Origin of the sequence: Variovorax sp. PAMC 28711, from assembly GCF_001577265.1 — a bacterium.
Taxonomy (GTDB): Bacteria; Pseudomonadota; Gammaproteobacteria; order Burkholderiales; family Burkholderiaceae_C; genus Variovorax.
Genome location: NZ_CP014517.1, coordinates 2,533,269 through 2,550,923, shown reverse-complemented (window position 1 = coordinate 2,550,923; position 17,655 = coordinate 2,533,269). Strand labels below are relative to the sequence as shown.

The window sequence follows — 17,655 nt, the reverse complement described above, 5'->3', positions numbered from 1 at the left end:
CGCTGCCCGTCGGGCCCGTCTCACCGGGCCCCGACGCCGCGAACGTGCGCGCCTCTCAGACCTCGTCAGGAAAGTCTAGGAGGGGGGTATCGGCGCGGCTATTCGCAAGAAGGTCTAGCGCAAATGGTCTACGGCCGGGCGAGTGGGCCGCGCGGCGCCTTCACGGCCCAATGGCTCGGCCCATTCAGTTGGTGGTCGGAATCATCGAAGACCAGTTGGCTGAAGCCCGATCCGCCGAACTCCCGGGTTTGAAGCCGGTCAGTGCGGCGGGGTTGCGGTGGCCGGCGGGATCGGCGCTGGCGCCGTGCCATGCGGGGGCGTGACCTTCGGTCTCACCGTGGGCGAGGTTGGCCTGTGCGAACACGCTGGTGTCGCTCATGTCGTTGGCACAGGCAGCAACCAAACCGACCACCATGGACGCCGCAAAACGAGACCCCGCATAAAGATCATCTGGACGATGGGCTTCGCTCGAACACGAGTTCCGATGTGAACGGGCCGCGCGGGTCACAGCGCAGGGGAATGGTTTCCCCCTTAACGCTGGTGACGCCCGAACCTACCACCTTGCCAGGTACATCTCGCACCACATACTTCTCGTTCGGCAACACATGGTTGTCCGTCGCTCGGCGATGGATGAATTTCTTCCAGCAAAGGCTCAGGTCGTAGTTGTCGCCGTTGTCGTAGCCCGCGTTGGCGTATTGCTTCTCGGTCGTGCGAGCGGCGCAGCCACCCAGCAGGATTGCGAGCATTGCGATTGTTGCCGTCGAACGAAGCGAGCGCGGCATGGGTTGAGCGCCCGGCATCAGTAGTCCGCCTTGCCGTCCTTGCGCTCGCCCCACCATGGGCGGTTCGTTTGCTTGCCGTACGTGACCGCTCGACCGCGCCGGGCCGCGTCGGTCACCGAATAGTCAGGCGAAGGTAGCACCAGGGCGGCGCGCGCTGCCTCCGGGTCCCGGCTGGACAGATACAGCACCGGATGCTTGCGCTCGTGGCAGGCGAAGGCGGCCATCAGCAGCGAGTAGTTCACCGTCGATGCACCGAGGTCGCCTAGCAGCGAGCTCATGTCCAGCATGTTTTGCACGAGATCCAGGTTGGGCATCAGCGAATGCAGCGCGGCCGTGGTGTCCGACAAGCGTGCGGCGGCTTCACGCGAACCCCTGCCGCTGTCGCGCATCACCGTGCCGACCGTCTTCGGATCGATGCCGGCAGCGGCGCAGACCTGCTCGGCCGCTTCGCGCAGGGCGGCGATGCGCTTGCGCTCCTGGAGGTAGCTCGGCTTGGCATCGTCGTTCTTGACTGTCACGGGCGCCGTGAAGTAGGCCAGTGGCTTGCGCCCGCTTTCGTAGGCCGGATGGCCCACGATCAATTGAACGCCCGATTCGTTGGGTTGTTCATCCTTGGGTCGGCTGAGTGCATCCGAACTGGTGAGCCAGACGGCCTTGGCCTCGGGCGTGGCGATCAGGCTCCAGGCGGCTGCCAGGCCGTTCCAGCCGGACAGGCCGGGGGCGGAGGTCAGGGTGGGTTTGGAGACGTTGCCGTAGGACAGGTAGGCATAGTTCCAGATCTTTTGCACCTCCTGTGGCGTGAGGCTCTCGGGGAGGGCGGTCACGACCTGCAAGCCTTTCATCTTCACGCCGTTCCACAAGAACATGTGATAGCCCTCAACGGTCTGGTTGAAGTAGCTCACGGGCAGGGAGTAGCTTTCGGCAAGATCAGACGTATAGCGGTTCGCGTAGGTATAGAGCTTGTCAGTAGCAGGGGCCGTTGCTCGAAATGACTTCGGAGGTAAATCCTCCGGCTCAAGCGCCAGCAGTTGGTCGAGAAACCAATCCGCCGGATAACCGATGTGCCGCAGCGGCGTGATCACGTTGCCCGCGATCAGTTGCGCTGCCGCGCCTTGCGGCCAGCCCCCATTGCGCAGCAGGGGATCGGCGGCTGTTGGCGCCGGGCGCGGCCCCATGGCCGCGGCCTGCTGGTTCAGGCCCAAAAAATCAAGCAGTCCCATCGTGGCTCCCAGCATCAAAGTGCGACGTGTGTTCATCAATGAATATCCGCAATGAAATTGCTCTTTCGCTTGTCGACGATCTGAGGGGCGTTGGCGGCCATATGCTTCATGTCGTAGGTGCGGAAGAGTTGATGGCCGTTGAAGAAGCCTTTGTCTGGATACTCATTGAATCGAGGATCGAGGCCAGACTGCTCTACGTACCGCCAATCTGCAAACTGCCTGAATTTCTTGAGGTCCTCGCCCGTGATCTCCGAAGGATTGACCCACCCGATGGCCACGTCATAAGCGATGGCCTTGCGCGCATGCATGGTGTGGCCCACGATGGTCGAGTGGTCGGTGGCGTTGGGATTTTCTTCGAGGAATTTTCGAGTCTGGGTTTTCATGTCGCCCTCGTCCTTTCCGAGCCGGCCCGCCGCCCGCTCCATCTTCAGGCGCGCGTTGATCTCGTAGCGCAGCCCGGCCTCGGTGCTGGCGTCACCGCCACCGTCGATGCCGTGCTGCGCGCCGAACTCGCCGTTCTTGTTCACATAACCTTGTGCCGGGTCCTTGCCTTCGTCGAAATCGAAGTCGCGCCGGCCTTCGTAGCCGCCCGCACGGTCATTCGGGGTGGCCGCGCGCCGGCTCAGAGGCTCGAAGGGGTCTGGCAATTCCGGCGCATTGATGCCCACCGTCCAGCCCTTCTTCGGATCGTCGTTGATGCGCACATTGACCAGGCGCGTGGCCACGATCAGCAAGGGCGCCGTCACCGTCGTGATCACCTTGGAGAAGAAGCTCTGCCTCGGGTTGTATGACAGACGGTAGCGGGCCACCGGTGCCGGCGGGTTCCAGAAGCGTTTGCTGTGGTTGTCTTCCAGATAGTTGTACTGCTTCCAGTCGGCGCTGCCGACCTGGAAGCTGTCGCCCCCCGCCTTGGGCTGCGCCCACACGCGCACATGAAAGCGCTTGCCGGCATCGAGCGCGTCGCGCTGCGCCTTGCTGACGCCCTGCCACCCCATGCCCTGCACCGGCGAGACGCCGATCACCTGGTCATGCGGATTGCAGTACAGGAACACGCGGCCGCGGTTGTCGCGGTCTTCGCCCTGGACATAGGGGTAAGGCGCATCCGATGCCTCGCCCATGTCGTTGAGAACGAAGCGGGATTCTCCGGTCTCCGGGTCTTCGTTGCGTTGCCTGTCGTTGATTTCGTCGAGTGGCTGGTGCGCCTTGTTGAAGCGATCCACCACCGCCTGCAGGAAGTTCTTGAAGGTCTGCTGCCGGGCCTCGCTGGTCACCCCGCCGGCATCGCCTTCGAGGTTGAACCCTTCCGAGTTCGACAGCGCATCCATGCTGCTGGAGTCCAGGTTGTAGGGCGGATTGGCCAGGATGTAGGTGTCCGCCAGTGCGCCTTCGGCGATGCCGAGCATGGCCGCGCCCAGCGTGACCATGTTGCCCTGGCTGTGGCAAACCACGGTGATGGGGCAGTCCGGCTGCTTGTGGCGAATGGCCTTGATGAGTTCCTTGAGCCGGTGCGCCGCATGCGCGTAGTAGGTGCGTGGCGGGCAGGCGTACACGTCGCGCCCCTCCACTGGCAGCATGTTGGCGTAGATCCACCAGAAAAGGCGATCGTCCAGGCCCTTGCCCCACATGTAGGGCAGGGCGCTGGTGCCGTTCTGGAACGGCCCGCCGCCCCAGGCGTCGAGTTCGTTCAGGTAGATCTTGCCGGCGTATTCCTTTTTTTCGTCGACGGTGTCGGTGCCGTCCTCTCCAGCGGCCTTGTAGCCCCAGCGGAAGCGGATGACCGGCGAGCGGCCCGGGTCGGCGATGAAGTTCTTGCCGCTGACTCCGAAATCTATGTCGCCGTTCGTCAGCAATTCCGGCGCGTAGTCCACCTTGCGCAGCATGGCGCGGCTGGACTGCAGCGCCCGGTCGTAGCCAAGGCGCTTGTTGAGGCCATCGATCAATCCTTCTTCACACTGCTCGTACCACTCGCCATCGGAGTTCACGCCGTGCACGAAGATCACGAGCCCGGGGAGAAAGCCGACATGAACGTCGCTCGAGTCCATCCCGGGGAAAGTCGTTGGCGCCTGGGTATCGAGTTCCTGGTTGTTCATGTTCGGTCGTACAAGAGTTCGATCACCACGTTCTGAATGCCATCGGATTTGGCGAGGTTCGTTTCGCCTTTTTCATTGCTGACGCCCTCGATCACGCGGCCATCGTCCATCGTGATGCGGTACTTCTGGTGGGGAACGGGTTGGTCGTCGGTGGCACGGCGAATGACGTACTTGCGTTGGAATGGGGCGGCGTCCGGGTTGGCTGGAAGCGCGTGCTGCAGTCGCGCAGGCCCCGCCAACTTCCGCTGCGAGCTGAAGTAAGTAATCGTCCCCGGACACTCAAACGTGATGTCCCCGTTCTCCAGCGTCATGCTGGCGCCTTGCGCCGTCGCGATGCGGATCTTCTTCTTGGCAGCGATCTCCACCGTCTTCGTCGTGCTCGCCAGCTTGATCGGGTCTTTGGCCTGGATCTTCAACTCGTCGTGCTGCGCCTGGACGTCGATGTCGTCCTGACTGGCGATGACGCTCAGGCCGTCTGCGGCATCGGCCTTCTCGGCCCCGGCCAGCACCCCGATGGCCTGCCCGCTGTGCACACGCAGCACATCGGCCAGCGCCAGGTTCACATCACCCGCACTGCCCAGCGTCACCGTCTCCCCGGCCACCAGCTGCACATGCTGGCCGGCGACCATCGCGAGGCCTCCTTTGGCGGCCAGCGCCACGACCGCATCGGTGGTGTGCGGGACTTTGTCTTGACCTTGGCCTTTGCCGATGGCCGTGTTCTTGTCCGCCGCATCGGCGTACGCGTCATTCACCGCACGCCCCGCCACCATGCCGCTCACCGCGTGCAGCATCGCCGCGTGCGGGGCCCTGTCCTGGTCCAGGATCGAGTGCTCGGGCCGGGTGGTTCCTACATGCCCCGCCATCTGCACGGTGAGATGGGTCTTGGCGGCGTTGCTTAAAGCCTGGCCCAGTTGCTGGACTTGTTTCATCAACGCCATGCCGGCGGCCAAGTCGCCGGTGGGTTCCAGCTTCTGGCCACCACGGCCGCTGTAGCTCGCGTGGTAGGTGGTCAGGAGCACGCCCTTGCCGCCTCTGAGGGCACCGTAGCCGTCGGTTCTGAGCTCCATCCCCTGGCCGCGGAAGCTGCCGCGGTGGTTGTCGGCCTGGTGGACGAGGTGGCCCAGGTTGAGCTGGCTGTGCCCGGTGCTGGCGTGCAGCTGGATGCGAAGCTGGTGGTCGGAATCGTCGAAGACGAGTTGACTGAAGCCCGATCCACCGAATTCCCGGGTCTTGAAGCCGGTCAATGCGGCGGGGTTGCGGTGGCCTTGCGGGTCGGCGCTGGCGCCGTGCCAGGCGGGGGTGTGGCCTTCGGTCTGGCCGTGCACGAGGTTGGCCTGGCCGCTCGGTGCGCCATCGCGTGCTTGGGCGAAGACGCTGGTGTCCGCCTCGCTGCGTTGCTCGCCGCCCGGGCTGGGGGCGAGGCCGCCTTCTCCGCGGCCGTTGTAGAGAGCACCGACGACGACGGGCTGGTCGATGTCGCCGTCCACGAAGCGCACCAGCACTTCCTGGCCGATGCGCGGCAGCCACTGCCAGCCCATGCCGGGGCCGGCCTGGCGCTGGGCGACGCGGATCCAGCGGGTGGAGCGGTTGTCTTGGTGCGTCTCCCGCCCCTCCCCCTCTGCTTCGGGCCGCTGCCAGTGGAAGCGCACGCGCACGTCGCCGCGCGCGTTGCAGTAGAGCTCGTTCGCACCGTGGGGCGTGGTCTCGCCGGAGGGGCCGACCACGAGGGCGCTTTGCACGCCGTGCACCGTGGGTTTGGCGTGCAGGCGGGCACCGGCTGCGGCGACGATGGCGGGGCGCCAGGGGCGCTCCCGATGGACGGCACTGAAGCTGTTGGCGTAGCCGGTGGCTTGTGCGGTGGCAAGGGTCTGGGCGGCGGGGTGCAGGTCGCTCGGACCGGGAAGTGCTGTTGTCGTTTTTGTTGTGGATGCCAGTCCGAAGACATCGACTTCGGCGGTGACGCTCGGGATGGCGTGCGGTTGCGCATCGAAGACGAGGTGTGGCAGCAGGCCGCCCAGCTGCGCGGCGATGGCGGCTGCGGTGTCGCGCGGCAGGTTGTTGATGCCGATGTGTTCGATGCGGTCCAGCAGGAGGTCGGGCGCTGTCTTCAGGCCGAGTGCCGGGGCGTCGCTGATCTGCAGGCGGGTGCCTGCCCGCAGGGTGCGCGCGGTGCTGTGGCCCAGCAGGGTGTCGGCGCGGCTTTCTGCAGCTTGCATGAGGAGGCTGGCGTAGCGCTCGACGGTGCGGCTGTCGTTCCAGTTGCGGGCCTGGTCGCAGAGGCCCTGGATGTCGTCGTATTCAAGGCGTGGCGCACGCTCGCCGCCCACGGGCCAGCGCGCCGGTGCGCTGGCGCTGATCTGGCGTTTGGCATCGACGTGCCAGGTGCTCAGATGGACCTGGGCGACGCTCTGGCGCATGCGGCGCACGAGGGCCTGGACGGCGTCGCTGGTTTCTTGCGAGCTCTTGCGGTGGAAGCGGACCGGGGACGAGGGGTCGACGGGCTGGTGGTCGTTGGCCGAGAAGATGACGAGCTTGTGGCCCATGGGGGCGGCTTCGTCTTCTTCGATGCGCCAGCCCAGGCCTTCTTCGGCCAGGAGGCGTTGCAGGAAGTCGAAGTCGCTCTCGCGGTACTGCGTGCAGTGGGTGCGAACGGGGGCGTCTGCGAGGAAGGTGGCGACTTCGGGGGAGAAGGCGAAGGGGCCGGCGTCGGCATACGGCGTGAGGATTTGCGCGATGAGGTCGGCGACGCTGCGGTGCTGGAAGACCTGGCTGCGGCCTTGCTGGGTGCCCAGCCAGAGCCAGGGGACGAGGGTGAGGCGGTAGCGGGCGAGGCCGCCGTCGGCGCCGAGGGATTCGGCCGCGCGCACCATGCCGCTGCGACGGGTGGTGCGGCCGTCGGCCAGGACGGTGAGGAGGCTGAGGGGCTGGCCGATGAGGCTCTTGAGTTCGAGGCTGGCGTCCAGGCTCAGGCAGACGATGCGCAGTTCGAAGAGCTGGGAGAGGGTTTCGCGCTGGGTCCAGGCTTCGACGCGAAGGGACTGGAGGCTCGTGGTGCCTTGGGTGCCTTGAGAGGCGATGGGCTCGAGGCGATAGAGGCGGTTGGACTGGCTGAGGTCGGCCCACAGGGCGCGAAGGTCAAGGCCGGCCATGGGCGCTGGCTTCATGCATTTAGTACTCTCCCTGAGCTCGATCGGCGCTCTCCAGTGACATGGAGGTTGCGTCGGGGAGCGAGTCTAAACGCTCAATGCGGCTCGTGGGCCACCCGTTCGGTCACCCCCCTCAAAACTGACAGGGATGCGCCACGCAATGCACACAACCACTGCGCAAAGCGTCGCAATACCGACGATCAACTCAAGCGGGAACAGCGTCGATGTTCGCCCGGTCCCAATGCCGGTGTTTGGCAATGGCTGCAACGAAATCGTGCGCCACCTGCAGCGCGGCGGTGTTGTCGCCCATGTTGGTTGCCGGTGTGTTTGCGACGACCACGCCGGCCGGGGCGCCCGCGGCATCGTTGCCGATGCCCAATGTCGACAGCAGGCCGACGCCTTCGCCGACCGTGCAGATCGCCTTGCAGTGCTTGTAGGCCTCGAGCACGAAGTGCACGGCGTCGCCGTTGCGCGCGAGTGCAGCCACGTTCTCTGCACCGGCGGGCACGAGCACCGCATCGAACATCACCGACGGCGTGTTGGTGAAGGTCACGTCGACTTCGATCTGGCGCTTGCTCGCGCTCGTCACCGAACCGAGGCGCAGGCCGACCACCTTGCACTGTGCGCCGGCGGCTTCGATCGCCTCACGGATCGGCTTGAGCGATGCGGAGTCGACGCCATCGGCCACGAGGATCGCGACCTTGCGCGTCTTGATCGAACCGTCACCGGTGCCGACCATGCTGAGCGCGGGCGATTCCGACACCGCCATCGTGATGCGGTGATCGCGAAAGCCCGAACGGCCTGCCGCAGCCTTCGCATCGGGTGCGTGGATACCCAGCGGCTCGGCCACGCGGCGCGCGAGTTTCTCGTCGACGTGCGCCAGGTTGTCGACCATGCGCTGGCGAATCGCCGGCACTTCGAGCTTGGACAGCTCGAAGCGGAAGCCCGCCACGATGTGGTCTTTTTCAGCAGCGGTCTGGCTGTTGAAGAACAGGCGTGCCTGCGTGAAGTGATCGTCGAACGACGGGCTGCGCCGGCGAATTTTCGGCGGGTCGATTTCTTCAGGAAACGACTGGAAGCCGCCGTTGCCGCCGTCGACCCGGTATTCCGAGCCGTTGCCCAGCGTATTCGGCTCGTAAGCCACCTGCCCGCGCGCGATGGTCTGCCGGTGCATGCCGTCGCGCTGGAAGTTATGGAATGGGCAGACGGCCTTGTTGATCGGCAACTCGTGGAAGTTCGCACCGCCCAGCCGCGAAATTTGCGTATCGGTGTACGAGAAGAGGCGCCCCTGCAACAAGGGATCGTTCGAGAAATCGATGCCCGGCACCACGTGGCCTGGATGGAACGCGACCTGCTCGGTCTCGGCGAAGAAGTTGTCGGGGTTGCGGTTGAGCACCATGCGGCCAATCTTCACGACCGGCACCAGTTCTTCAGGGATGAGCTTGGTCGGGTCGAGCAGGTCGAAACCGAGCGCATGCTCCTTGTCCTGCGGAATCATTTGCACGCCGAGTTCCCACTCGGGGAAGTCGCCGTTGTCGATGGCTTCCCACAGATCACGCCGGTGAAAATCGGCGTCCTTGCCGGCGATCTTCTGGGCCTCGTCCCAGGCGAGGCCGTGGATGCCGAGCTTGGGTTTCCAGTGGAACTTCACGAAGTGGCTCTCGCCGCGACTGTTGATGAAGCGGAAGGTGTGGACGCCGAAGCCTTCCATCATGCGCAGGCTGCGCGGCAGCGCGCGATCGCTCATCGCCCACATCAGCATGTGCGTCGACTCGGGCATCAGCGACGCAAAATCCCAGAAGGTGTCGTGCGCACTGGCGGCCTGCGGCATCTCGTGGTGCGGCTCCGGCTTCACGGCGTGAATCAGGTCCGGAAACTTGATCGCGTCCTGAATGAAGAACACCGGGATGTTGTTGCCGACCAGGTCGTAATTGCCTTGCTGCGTGTAGAACTTGACGGCGAAACCGCGCACGTCGCGCACCGTGTCGGCCGAACCGCGCGAGCCTGCCACGGTGGAGAAGCGCACGAACACCGGCGTCTTCACGGCCGGATCTTGCAGGAACTCGGCGCAGGTGAACTGCGACATCGACTTGTAAACCTGAAAGTAACCATGCGCGGCAGACCCGCGTGCATGCACCGCGCGCTCCGGAATGCGCTCATGGTCGAAGTGCGTGATCTTTTCGCGGAGGATGAAATCCTCCAGCAGGGTCGGCCCGCGCACGCCCGCCTTGAGCGAGTTGTGGTTGTCGGGGATCTGCAGGCCCTGGTTCGTGGTCAGGGCCGAGGCGTTGTCGACAGTGGATTCCGCGAGTTGCGCCTGCTTGGCATTGGCGCCATCGCTGGCCTTCGGGCGGCGACCGGCAGCGGCCTTGTTTTGTGGGGTCATTGGGTGGGTACGTCGGCGTCCAGAAACATGTCGAGCGCATTCACCAGCGCGATCAGGGAGACAACACCTGCCGTGAGCGCAACCGCCCATACCAGCAAATCATCGAGAGAAGCCGAACCGAGACTGCTCCATAGCGACGAAATTTCCATGATGTGCTCCCGCAGGACCGCGTTGATAAATGAAGATGCGCGGCATTTCACCTGCCACCTCGTCAATTTACGGTTTGCGGCGTCCGTGGCCCGTAGTGACGGCGCGCTCTGACGCGTGGGAGCCACGAGGGAGCTTCGGTAGGAGCGCACCGACCGGCGGATGCCGGCGCCTACGAGACAACAGGCCGCCGCCTATGCCACCCGAAAATCGGGGGCGATAGGATGGCTCGACCAAAGCGGGCATCAAAGCTGCTTGCCTCCTTGACTGGTCACCCCACCTCACCCATCGAAACGCCCAACATGCTCATCAAAATCGGCTTCGACATCGAACTCGGCGTCTCCGCCCCGACGGCATTGATCTACATGTTGCAGGTGCATCCTTCGAGGGCGCACGACATACCGGCAGGCGAAAGCATCACCATCAGCCCGCCGCTGGTGACCGACCACTACCGCGACGTGTTCGACAACCAGTGCGCGCGGGTCCATGTGCCGTTCGGCGTGAGCACGGTCCGGCTGCGAAACGAGGCGGTCGTTTTCGACAGCGGCTGGGCCGACCCGGTCGATTACGGCGCCGTCGAGCACGCCCCCGCGAATCTGCCCGTCCACACGCTTCCTTTCGTGCTGCCGAGCCGCTACTGCGAAGTCGACAGCGAACTGCTTCAATTCGCCTGGGCCAATTTCGGCAACGTGTCGCCGGGCTGGCATCGGGTGCAGGCGATCTGCGATTTCGTGCATCGCCACCTGCGCTTCGACTACCAGCGCGCTCGCGCCACGCGCACCGCGCTGGAGGGCTTCCGCGAAGGGGTCGGTGTGTGTCGCGACTTCACGCACCTGGCCATCACACTGTGCCGCTGCATGAACATTCCCGCGCGCTACGTGACCGGCTATCTCGGAGACATCGGCATTCCGCCCGTGCCCTATCCGATGGACTTCAGCGCCTGGTTCGAGGTGTACCTGGGCGACCGCTGGCACACCTTCGATGCGCGCCACAACACGCCGCGCGTCGGCCGCATCGTGATTGCCCGCGGGCGGGATGCGGCCGATGTGCCGATCACCATGGTGTTCGGCGCCAACACGCTGCAGCGCTTCGAGGTAACGACCGACGAGATCGTTCAGTAACCCGAATCAGACCCGGCTCAGGCCGCGCGCCGCTTGGTAGCAGGGGGCTTTTTTGTCGCGGGCTTGGTTTTCTTCGCGGCGGCGCGTTTGCGTGGGACAGCCGGCTTTTCCTTTTCAGGGGCCGCCGACTTGTCGGGCGACGAGCCCTTGCGCAGACTGCGCTGCAGCAATTCGGTGAGATCCAGGATCTTGGCGCCCCCGCCGTCGCTCGGCTCCATCGCCTCCGGCTTTTCGACCGACTCGGTCTGCCCGGATTCGACCTTGCGATCGACCAGCTTCATGATTTCGTCCTTGAACGAATTCTTGAACGCATTCGGATCCCAGTCGGAACTCATGTCCTCGACGAGCTGCTTCGCCATCTTGAGTTCGTTGTCCGACAGCCCGGCCTGCTTCGCCCCTTCCGCGGGCAGCGGCAAGTGCTCCCACGAGCGGATGTCGGCGCCCCAGCGCAGCAGGTTCAGCACCATGCCGGCCCCCGACGGCACGAGCGCTGCGAGGTGCTGCTTGGTCTGGATCACCACCCGCGCCACGCCGATGCGACCGCTCCGTTGCAGCGTTTCGCGCAGCAGCGCATACACCTTGGCGCCGCGATTGATGGGCGCCACGTAGTACGGCCGCTCCAGGTACACGAACGGAATGCCGTCGGCGGGCACGAAGGTCTCGATCTCGATGGTCTGCGTGGTCTTGGGATAGGCGGCGGCGATTTCCGCATCGCTCAGCACCACGTATTGGCCGTCTTCGTATTCGATGCCCTTGACGATCTGCTCGCGCTGGATTTCCTTGCCGGTTTTCTTGTTGATGCGCTTGTAGCCGACCGGGTCCATCGTGCGCTTGTCGAGCCAGTCGAAATCGATGCTGCTGTCGGTCGTCGCCGAATAAAGCGCAACCGGAATGTGCACGAGGCCGAAGCTGATGGCGCCTTTCCACAGAACGCGCGGTGCAGGGGTGTGGGTGTCGGGCATGGCAGGAATCCTCCAGCCTCGGAACTTATGCCGCACGCCCCGCGGCCGCTGTAGGAACGCAGCGCGTCAGCTACAGCACGCGGTCGCTCGGCACCGCGAAGTAGAACCACTCGGTGCCGGGCAGCGCCTCCGAATTGGGAAACACGATGACCCCGTCGCACTCGGCATGCAGCACGGCGCCGTCGTCGCGCACGCCGATCGGCTCGCCCTGCGCCACCGCGTCGAAGGTGGCCCATTCGCGAACGAACTGGTCGCCCTCGTGCGCGCGATCGGTCACGCTGACCAGGCGCAGCAGTTCGGGGCGTGACGGCGGCGCCGCCTCGGGCGCTGACGCGACCATGCCGAGCAGGCGCAACGCCGCCAGAATCGCGCGGTGAGCGACTTTCGGCGCCTCCGGGTCCCGGTGCTGGCCGCACTCGAGCGTGACGCCATAGCCCCCGCGACTGCGCATGTATTCGTTGGTGCCCCAACCGAAGGCCAGCGCCGCATCGTCGACCGGCATGCCACCTGGCAGCGCGGCGCGGCGCGCGAGGCTGTCGGCGTAGATGTCGAGCCAGCCTTCGACCACGCGCGAAGTGCCGAGGTGCAAGGCCAGCCGGCCTTCTTCGGTGGCCTGCGCGAAGGGTTCGAGGGTGCCCGTGTTGTCGCGCGGGCCGATCATCGCGAACGCGTCGCCCGCGCTCTGGAAGGAGTGGAGGTCGAGCAGCACGTCGTGCCGGTCGAGCAGCGGGCACAGAAGATTGGTGATTCGGGCCTCGTAGTCGGCGGGCGCGTCGCTCGGCTGGAACAGCCGGTTCAGGTTGCGCTCGCCCTCGCGGCGCTGGCGCTGGCGAGCGAGCGGGTTGGCCACGGGCACCAGCGTGAGCGCGCCGCAGCGCAATGCGAGCGTGCCCGCATCGAGCTCGGCCACCACGCGTTCGATGCCCTCGGTGCCGCAGGTTTCGTCGCCGTGCACGCCGCCGAGCACGATCAGCTTGGGGCCGGCCACCGGGGCGGAAAAACCGTGGATTCGGAGGAGCGTCGTCATCGAGGCATCCTACAGCCAGCGGCTGGCCGGTCCTACCGCTGCAGCGCTTGCACCATGGGAGAAATTACATTCGAAAAGGAGACTTTCATGGCCACGAAAACCAACGATCCCGCGACCGACACGACCGACCCGTTGAGGGATACCGAGGGCGGCCACACGAAGGTCGAACAGGGCGGCGATTCCGCGCCGCGACTGCCGCACGAACGCGACCAGTCCTCCGAAAGCCAGGAGACGCCCGACGGCGAACCGACACGCGTCGGCAAGCAAGGCGCGGAAGACGTGAAGCGCGGCCTGGTCGATACCGACCGCGGACCCGTGACGGACCGCGTCTACAACGACAAGGTCAAGCGCTGACGGTGGCCAGATTGCCGCGCATCGCCGAGATGACGCTCGCGTAGTCTGTGTGGCCGAAAATCGCGCTGCCCGCCACGAAGGTGTCGGCACCGGCGTTCGCGACGGCCGCGATGTTGTCGATCTTGATGCCGCCGTCGACTTCGAGGCGGATGTCGCGGCCGGTCTGCTCGATGCGTTTTCTCGCCAGCTCGATCTTGCGAAGCGCCGAATCGATGAAGCTCTGGCCACCGAAGCCCGGGTTCACGCTCATGATGAGGATGAGGTCGATGTCGTCGATCGCCCAGTCGAGCGCCTCCAGACCGAGGCCGGGATTGAACACCAGACCGGCCTTGCACCCCGCCGCCTTGATGGCCTGGATGCTGCGGTGCGTGTGGGGCGACGCGTCCGGGTGGAAACTGATGTAGTCCGCCCCCGCTTCGGCGAACGAGGCGGCCAGTGCGTCCACCGGCTTGACCATCAGGTGCACGTCGATCGGAATCGCCACGCCGGCGGCCGTTTTCGCATGCGGCTTGAGCGCCTTGCAGATCATCGGACCGAAGGTCAGGTTGGGGACATAGTGGTTGTCCATCACGTCGAAATGGATCCAGTCGGCGCCGGCTGCGATCACCTGCTCGACCTCGTCACCGAGGCGTGCGAAATCGGCGGACAGGATAGAGGGGGAAATGCGGTACGTGGGGCTCGTCATGCGGCCATTGTCTCAAAGCAGATGGGCCGCTGCAGCCGGAGGCACCAGTTACCATGCGCGCCATGTCGAACAGCCCGCTGACCGTCCAGGTCGAACCCCGATTCCTCGCGGACCAATCTTCCGCCGGGGACGGCATCTACACGTTCTCTTACACGATCACCGTGACCAACACCGCCACGGTGCCAATGCAGCTGATCGCCCGTCGCTGGGTCATCAACGACGCCTCCGGCCACACGCAGGAAGTCAAGGGGCTGGGCGTGATCGGGCAGCAGCCGCTGCTGGCACCCGGCGAATCCTTCCGCTACACCAGCGGCTGCCGCCTGCAGGCGCCCAGCGGCACGATGCACGGCAGTTATTTCGTGGTGAGCGAAGAAGGCGAGCGCTTCGACGTTCCGGTTCCGATGTTCGTGCTGGAAGCCGACGCCGACGGTGCCGCCGGCACGCGCGTCCTGCATTGAGCCGGCCGCCGCTGCGCACCCCCGTCTTCCCATGCGTGCCGCCTCGCGCGATCTGACGAGCCTGCTCGCCCGCCTCGACCCGGCGGCCGACCTGGCGCATCGTCACATCTGGCTGATCGACCTGTTCGACTGGCTGCGCGGCGACCGCGCGGCCCCGCAGGCCGCGGCCGGCCGCGTCGTCTTGTTGCTCGACGCGATCGAGGCGCGGCCGGAACTGCGCGAACGCGCCCGCGAATGGTGGCGCGTGTTCACGCAGACGGTCGACCTCACTGCGCTCCTGGCCGACCACGGCTTCGCGCCGCGCAGCGCCTTCGTGAGCGAGCTGAGCGACCGACTTCGCCGCAAGATGCTCCCCGGCACGCCCGAGACCACCGACGCTTCGGAGCTGTTCCGGCTGGTGTTGCCCCGCGCCTTCGACGCGAAATGGATCGCGCTGCTGGACGATGCGCTGCTCAACCGCATCGGCGCGCTGATGGCCGACGAAACCGTCGACGGCGCGCCGCGCTGGCGCCACACCGTGATGGACGCCGTCACCTATTGCACCAGCCAGGTCGTGGCGGCCGGCTTTTCGCCCGAACTGAGGTTGCGCATGAGCGATCCGGTGCGCGAGGCCCGATCGTTCCACGCGCTCCTGGCCGACCTCGACGACCTGCGCGACGAGATGTTCCGCCAGCCCCCCGACGATGCCGCACTGCAAGCCGCCTTCCTCGCGTTTCGCGATCGGCTCGATGCCTGCCGCGCCGGCGCCGCCACCATTTACTCGCACCTGGAAGACAACGGCATTTCGGTCGGGCTGGTGTTCCGGCTGCGCCAGTTGCGCGAGCGCGTGCTGCGCATCCGGGAGCTGCTCGACTGCCTGCTGTCGCCCACGCCGGCCGCCAGCGTCGGGCGGCTGGTCGGCCGGCTCGTGGTGACGGGCGGCGAGCGCAACAGCATCCGTGCGCTGATCGCCTCGAACTCGTCGATGCTCGCTGCCAAGGTGACCGAGCGCAGCGCCGAGACCGGCGAGCACTACATCACCCGCGACCTCGCCGCCTATGGGCAGATGGTGCGCAAGGCCGCGGGCGGCGGCGCCATGACGGCCATCACGGTGATGCTCAAGTTCGGCATCCTCGCGCTCGGCCTGTCGGCGTTCTGGAGCGGCTTCTGGTCGGGCGTCATGTACGCCGCGAGCTTTGTCGCGATCCAGCTGCTGCACCTGACGCTCGCCACCAAGCAGCCGGCCATGACCGCGCCCGCCATGGCCGCCAAGCTGCGCGACCTGAAGCAGGAAGGCGCAGTCGACGCGTTCGTCGACGAGGTGACGCACCTCGTGCGCTCGCAGGTGGCGGCGGTGCTGGGCAACGTGCTGGTCGTCGTGCCGACGGTGCTCGCGCTGGCGTCGCTTGTCCAGTGGCTGGCCGCCGAGCCGATGCTCGACGCGCCGCACGCGCAGGCGGTGCTGCACTCGCTGTCGCTGGCGGGCCCGACGCTGCTGTTCGCCGCCTTCACCGGCGTGCTGCTGTTTGCGGCCAGCATCATTGCCGGCTGGGTGGAAAACGCATTTGTCCTGCACCGGCTGGACTCGGCCATGCGCTACAACCCACGCATCGGCGCCGTCCTGGGCGCAGCCCGCGCCCACCGCTGGGCGACCTTCATGCGCACCCATATTTCCGGTTTCGCGTCCAACGTGTCGCTCGGTTTCATGCTCGGGCTGGTGCCGGCGTTCGCGGCATTCTTCGGCATCGGCCTGGACGTGCGGCATGTGACGTTGTCGACCGGCCAGCTGGCCGCAGCGGTCGCGTCCATCGGCATGCCGGCGCTGCAGCAACCTGCGCTATGGTGGGCGGTCGCGGCCCTCCCTTTCATCGGGGCGCTCAATGTGAGCGTGAGCTTCTACTGCGCGTTTCGCTTGGCGCTGCGCGCGCACAGCGTCAGCGGCCTCGACCGCTCCCGCATCCGCGCCGCCACCCTGGCCCGCTGGCGAAGCCGGCCGGCCCGATTTTTTGTTCCTGCACGATGATTTCTACCCTCACCACTGAATTGATGGGCTTCTGGTCCGAATGGGCGCGGCCCTCGGCCGGGCTGCCCACCGTGCTGTGGTCGCTGCTGCTGGCCGTGGCCGCGGCCACCGGTCACCTGGTGCAGCGCTACATGGGCCTGCCGAAGGTGGTGGGCTATTCGATCGTCGGCACGATCGTGGGCTTTGCCGGCTTCGAAGGCGCGATCTGGCCGCTGCAGGGCATTCCGCTGTTCCTGCTCGAGCTCGGCGTGGCGATCGTGCTGTTCGAGGCCGGCGGCCGCCTGCCGCTGCGCTGGTTCCGCTACAACCCGCGCGTGCTGCTGCAAAGCCTGCTCGAAGCGTCGCTCACCTACTTCGGTGTGTTCTGGATGCTGCACTGGCTGGGCATTCCCGACCCGGTGGCGAACCCGATCGCCCTGATGGCGATCGTCGCCTCGCCGGCGGTGCTGAGCCGCGTCGTGATGGACACGCGCGCCTCCGGCCCGGTGACCGAACGCGCCATGACGCTCGCGACGCTCAACACGTTCTACGCGCTCGCACTGGGCTACGCGCAGGCTGGACTGATCGAACGCGCGCCGCAGGGGCTGATGGAAAAGCTCTATCCGGTGGGCGTGGTGCTCGGGCTGTCGTTCGTGGTGGGCGCGCTGATGGCGCTCGCGTTGCGCTCGGCATTGCGGGTGATGAGCCCGACCAGCGAGAACACCTCGATCCTGCTGCTCGCGATCATCGCGGCGGGCGCCGCGCTCACGGCGCACATCGGCGGTTCGGCACCGCTCGCCGCGTTGATCGGCGGCATCCTGCTGAAACAGCTCAATCCCAGACCCTGGGCCTGGCCGCGCCAGCTGGGCACCGCCGCATCGCTGCTGACCATGCTGATGTTCGTGCTGGTGTCGATCGTCGCGGCGCAGGCCGACTGGAGCTTGCCGGTGGCCAGCGTCGTACTGGCCGTGATCGGCACCCGCTTCGCCGCGAAAATCGCCGGTGTCGCCATCGCCAATCCCGGCAGCGGTGCGAGCTGGAAGCAGGCGCTGTGGGTCGGCTGTGCGATGTCGCCGCTCTCGTCGATCGCGCTGCTCATCGCCTCGGCGTTCGTCACTGCGTCGCCGCTGCTCGGCGCCATGATCACGCAGGTCGCGCTGCCCGCGATCTTGCTCATGGAGGTGCTCGGTGCGGTGCTGGCCACCATCGCCATCCACGGGGCCGGCGAAAGCTCCAGACCCTGGACGCCCGAGGCGTTCAGCGGCCACGAAGAGACACTGCGATGACCTACGACAA

General features: G+C 66.0%; 15 protein-coding genes. 5 read left to right on the top strand and 10 right to left on the bottom strand.

Going from position 1 to position 17,655, the window contains the following annotated elements:
• Positions 1-184: 184 nt before the first annotated feature.
• From AX767_RS21600 to AX767_RS21910, 7 genes are all read right to left on the bottom strand, one after another.
• Positions 185-379, bottom strand: a complete 195-nt coding sequence (locus AX767_RS21600; protein ID WP_168164786.1) for a hypothetical protein — start codon at positions 377-379, stop codon at positions 185-187.
• 67 nt (positions 380-446) lie between these two features.
• Positions 447-800: a hypothetical protein gene (locus AX767_RS12460; RefSeq protein ID WP_210392475.1), complete on the bottom strand. Its 354-nt coding sequence runs from the start codon at positions 798-800 to the stop codon at positions 447-449.
• Complete coding sequence (locus tag AX767_RS12455; protein WP_068631636.1) at positions 800-2,038, bottom strand: hypothetical protein; 1,239 nt, start codon at positions 2,036-2,038, stop codon at positions 800-802. The genes AX767_RS12460 and AX767_RS12455 overlap by 1 nt, the downstream gene beginning before the upstream one ends.
• Positions 2,038-4,092 carry a T6SS effector phospholipase Tle3 domain-containing protein gene (locus AX767_RS12450; protein ID WP_156481036.1) on the bottom strand — a complete coding sequence of 685 codons (2,055 nt, stop codon included), beginning with the start codon at positions 4,090-4,092 and terminating at the stop codon, positions 2,038-2,040. The genes AX767_RS12455 and AX767_RS12450 overlap by 1 nt, the downstream gene beginning before the upstream one ends.
• Positions 4,089-7,241 carry a type VI secretion system Vgr family protein gene (locus AX767_RS12445; RefSeq protein WP_068631634.1) on the bottom strand — a complete coding sequence of 1,051 codons (3,153 nt, stop codon included), beginning with the start codon at positions 7,239-7,241 and terminating at the stop codon, positions 4,089-4,091. Before AX767_RS12445 ends, AX767_RS12450 begins: the two co-directional genes overlap by 4 nt.
• A gap of 202 nt (positions 7,242-7,443) precedes the next feature.
• The gene (gene katE / locus AX767_RS12440; RefSeq protein ID WP_068631633.1) at positions 7,444-9,624 is read right to left on the bottom strand and encodes a catalase HPII; all 2,181 of its coding nucleotides are present in this window, start codon (positions 9,622-9,624) and stop codon (positions 7,444-7,446) included.
• The gene (locus AX767_RS21910; protein ID WP_237288437.1) at positions 9,621-9,773 is read right to left on the bottom strand and encodes a hypothetical protein; all 153 of its coding nucleotides are present in this window, start codon (positions 9,771-9,773) and stop codon (positions 9,621-9,623) included. The genes katE and AX767_RS21910 overlap by 4 nt, the downstream gene beginning before the upstream one ends.
• Before the next feature lie 300 nt (positions 9,774-10,073).
• On the opposite strand from AX767_RS21910, the gene AX767_RS12435 reads away from it, so the two are divergent.
• Positions 10,074-10,892 carry a transglutaminase-like domain-containing protein gene (locus tag AX767_RS12435; RefSeq protein ID WP_068631632.1) on the top strand — a complete coding sequence of 273 codons (819 nt, stop codon included), beginning with the start codon at positions 10,074-10,076 and terminating at the stop codon, positions 10,890-10,892.
• Between the two features lie 17 nt (positions 10,893-10,909).
• Here the strand turns inward: AX767_RS12435 and ku are convergent, their stop codons facing one another.
• Positions 10,910-11,854 (bottom strand): non-homologous end joining protein Ku, encoded by a 945-nt coding sequence (gene ku / locus AX767_RS12430; RefSeq protein ID WP_068631631.1) that lies wholly within the window; start codon positions 11,852-11,854, stop codon positions 10,910-10,912.
• A 70-nt stretch (positions 11,855-11,924) separates the two neighbouring features.
• Entirely contained in the window at positions 11,925-12,881 is a 957-nt protein-coding gene (locus AX767_RS12425; protein ID WP_068631630.1) for a succinylglutamate desuccinylase/aspartoacylase family protein, read from the bottom strand.
• 87 nt (positions 12,882-12,968) lie between these two features.
• On the opposite strand from AX767_RS12425, the gene AX767_RS12420 reads away from it, so the two are divergent.
• Entirely contained in the window at positions 12,969-13,235 is a 267-nt protein-coding gene (locus tag AX767_RS12420; RefSeq protein ID WP_068631629.1) for a hypothetical protein, read from the top strand.
• Here the strand turns inward: AX767_RS12420 and rpe are convergent.
• Positions 13,225-13,920, bottom strand: coding sequence for a ribulose-phosphate 3-epimerase (gene rpe, locus AX767_RS12415; protein WP_068631628.1), 696 nt, complete (start codon positions 13,918-13,920; stop codon positions 13,225-13,227). The genes AX767_RS12420 and rpe overlap by 11 nt on opposite strands.
• 62 nt (positions 13,921-13,982) lie before the next feature.
• Between rpe and apaG the strand changes: the two genes are divergently transcribed.
• Genes apaG through AX767_RS12400 form a run of 3 tightly spaced genes read left to right on the top strand, consistent with a single transcriptional unit; the run spans position 13,983 to position 17,645 of the window.
• On the top strand, positions 13,983-14,378 hold the full coding sequence (apaG, locus tag AX767_RS12410; RefSeq protein ID WP_068633650.1) for a Co2+/Mg2+ efflux protein ApaG: 396 nt from the start codon (positions 13,983-13,985) through the stop codon (positions 14,376-14,378).
• A gap of 31 nt (positions 14,379-14,409) precedes the next feature.
• Positions 14,410-16,380 carry a site-specific recombinase gene (locus AX767_RS12405; protein WP_068631627.1) on the top strand — a complete coding sequence of 657 codons (1,971 nt, stop codon included), beginning with the start codon at positions 14,410-14,412 and terminating at the stop codon, positions 16,378-16,380.
• Positions 16,377-17,645 carry a cation:proton antiporter gene (locus tag AX767_RS12400; RefSeq protein WP_068631626.1) on the top strand — a complete coding sequence of 423 codons (1,269 nt, stop codon included), beginning with the start codon at positions 16,377-16,379 and terminating at the stop codon, positions 17,643-17,645. Before AX767_RS12405 ends, AX767_RS12400 begins: the two co-directional genes overlap by 4 nt.
• Positions 17,646-17,655 lie beyond the last annotated feature (10 nt).

Coding starts and splice junctions, on each gene's coding strand:
- ku (WP_068631631.1), bottom strand. CDS start 11,854: ATGCCCGACACCCACACCCCTGCACCGCGCGTTCTGTGGAAAGGCGCC.
- AX767_RS12420 (WP_068631629.1), top strand. CDS start 12,969: ATGGCCACGAAAACCAACGATCCCGCGACCGACACGACCGACCCGTTG.
- AX767_RS12445 (WP_068631634.1), bottom strand. CDS start 7,241: ATGGCCGGCCTTGACCTTCGCGCCCTGTGGGCCGACCTCAGCCAGTCC.
- apaG (WP_068633650.1), top strand. CDS start 13,983: ATGTCGAACAGCCCGCTGACCGTCCAGGTCGAACCCCGATTCCTCGCG.
- rpe (WP_068631628.1), bottom strand. CDS start 13,920: ATGACGAGCCCCACGTACCGCATTTCCCCCTCTATCCTGTCCGCCGAT.
- AX767_RS12425 (WP_068631630.1), bottom strand. CDS start 12,881: ATGACGACGCTCCTCCGAATCCACGGTTTTTCCGCCCCGGTGGCCGGC.
- AX767_RS12405 (WP_068631627.1), top strand. CDS start 14,410: ATGCGTGCCGCCTCGCGCGATCTGACGAGCCTGCTCGCCCGCCTCGAC.
- AX767_RS12460 (WP_210392475.1), bottom strand. CDS start 800: ATGCCGGGCGCTCAACCCATGCCGCGCTCGCTTCGTTCGACGGCAACA.
- AX767_RS12435 (WP_068631632.1), top strand. CDS start 10,074: ATGCTCATCAAAATCGGCTTCGACATCGAACTCGGCGTCTCCGCCCCG.
- AX767_RS12455 (WP_068631636.1), bottom strand. CDS start 2,038: ATGAACACACGTCGCACTTTGATGCTGGGAGCCACGATGGGACTGCTT.
- AX767_RS21910 (WP_237288437.1), bottom strand. CDS start 9,773: ATGGAAATTTCGTCGCTATGGAGCAGTCTCGGTTCGGCTTCTCTCGAT.
- AX767_RS12450 (WP_156481036.1), bottom strand. CDS start 4,092: ATGAACAACCAGGAACTCGATACCCAGGCGCCAACGACTTTCCCCGGG.
- AX767_RS12400 (WP_068631626.1), top strand. CDS start 16,377: ATGATTTCTACCCTCACCACTGAATTGATGGGCTTCTGGTCCGAATGG.
- AX767_RS21600 (WP_168164786.1), bottom strand. CDS start 379: ATGAGCGACACCAGCGTGTTCGCACAGGCCAACCTCGCCCACGGTGAG.
- katE (WP_068631633.1), bottom strand. CDS start 9,624: ATGACCCCACAAAACAAGGCCGCTGCCGGTCGCCGCCCGAAGGCCAGC.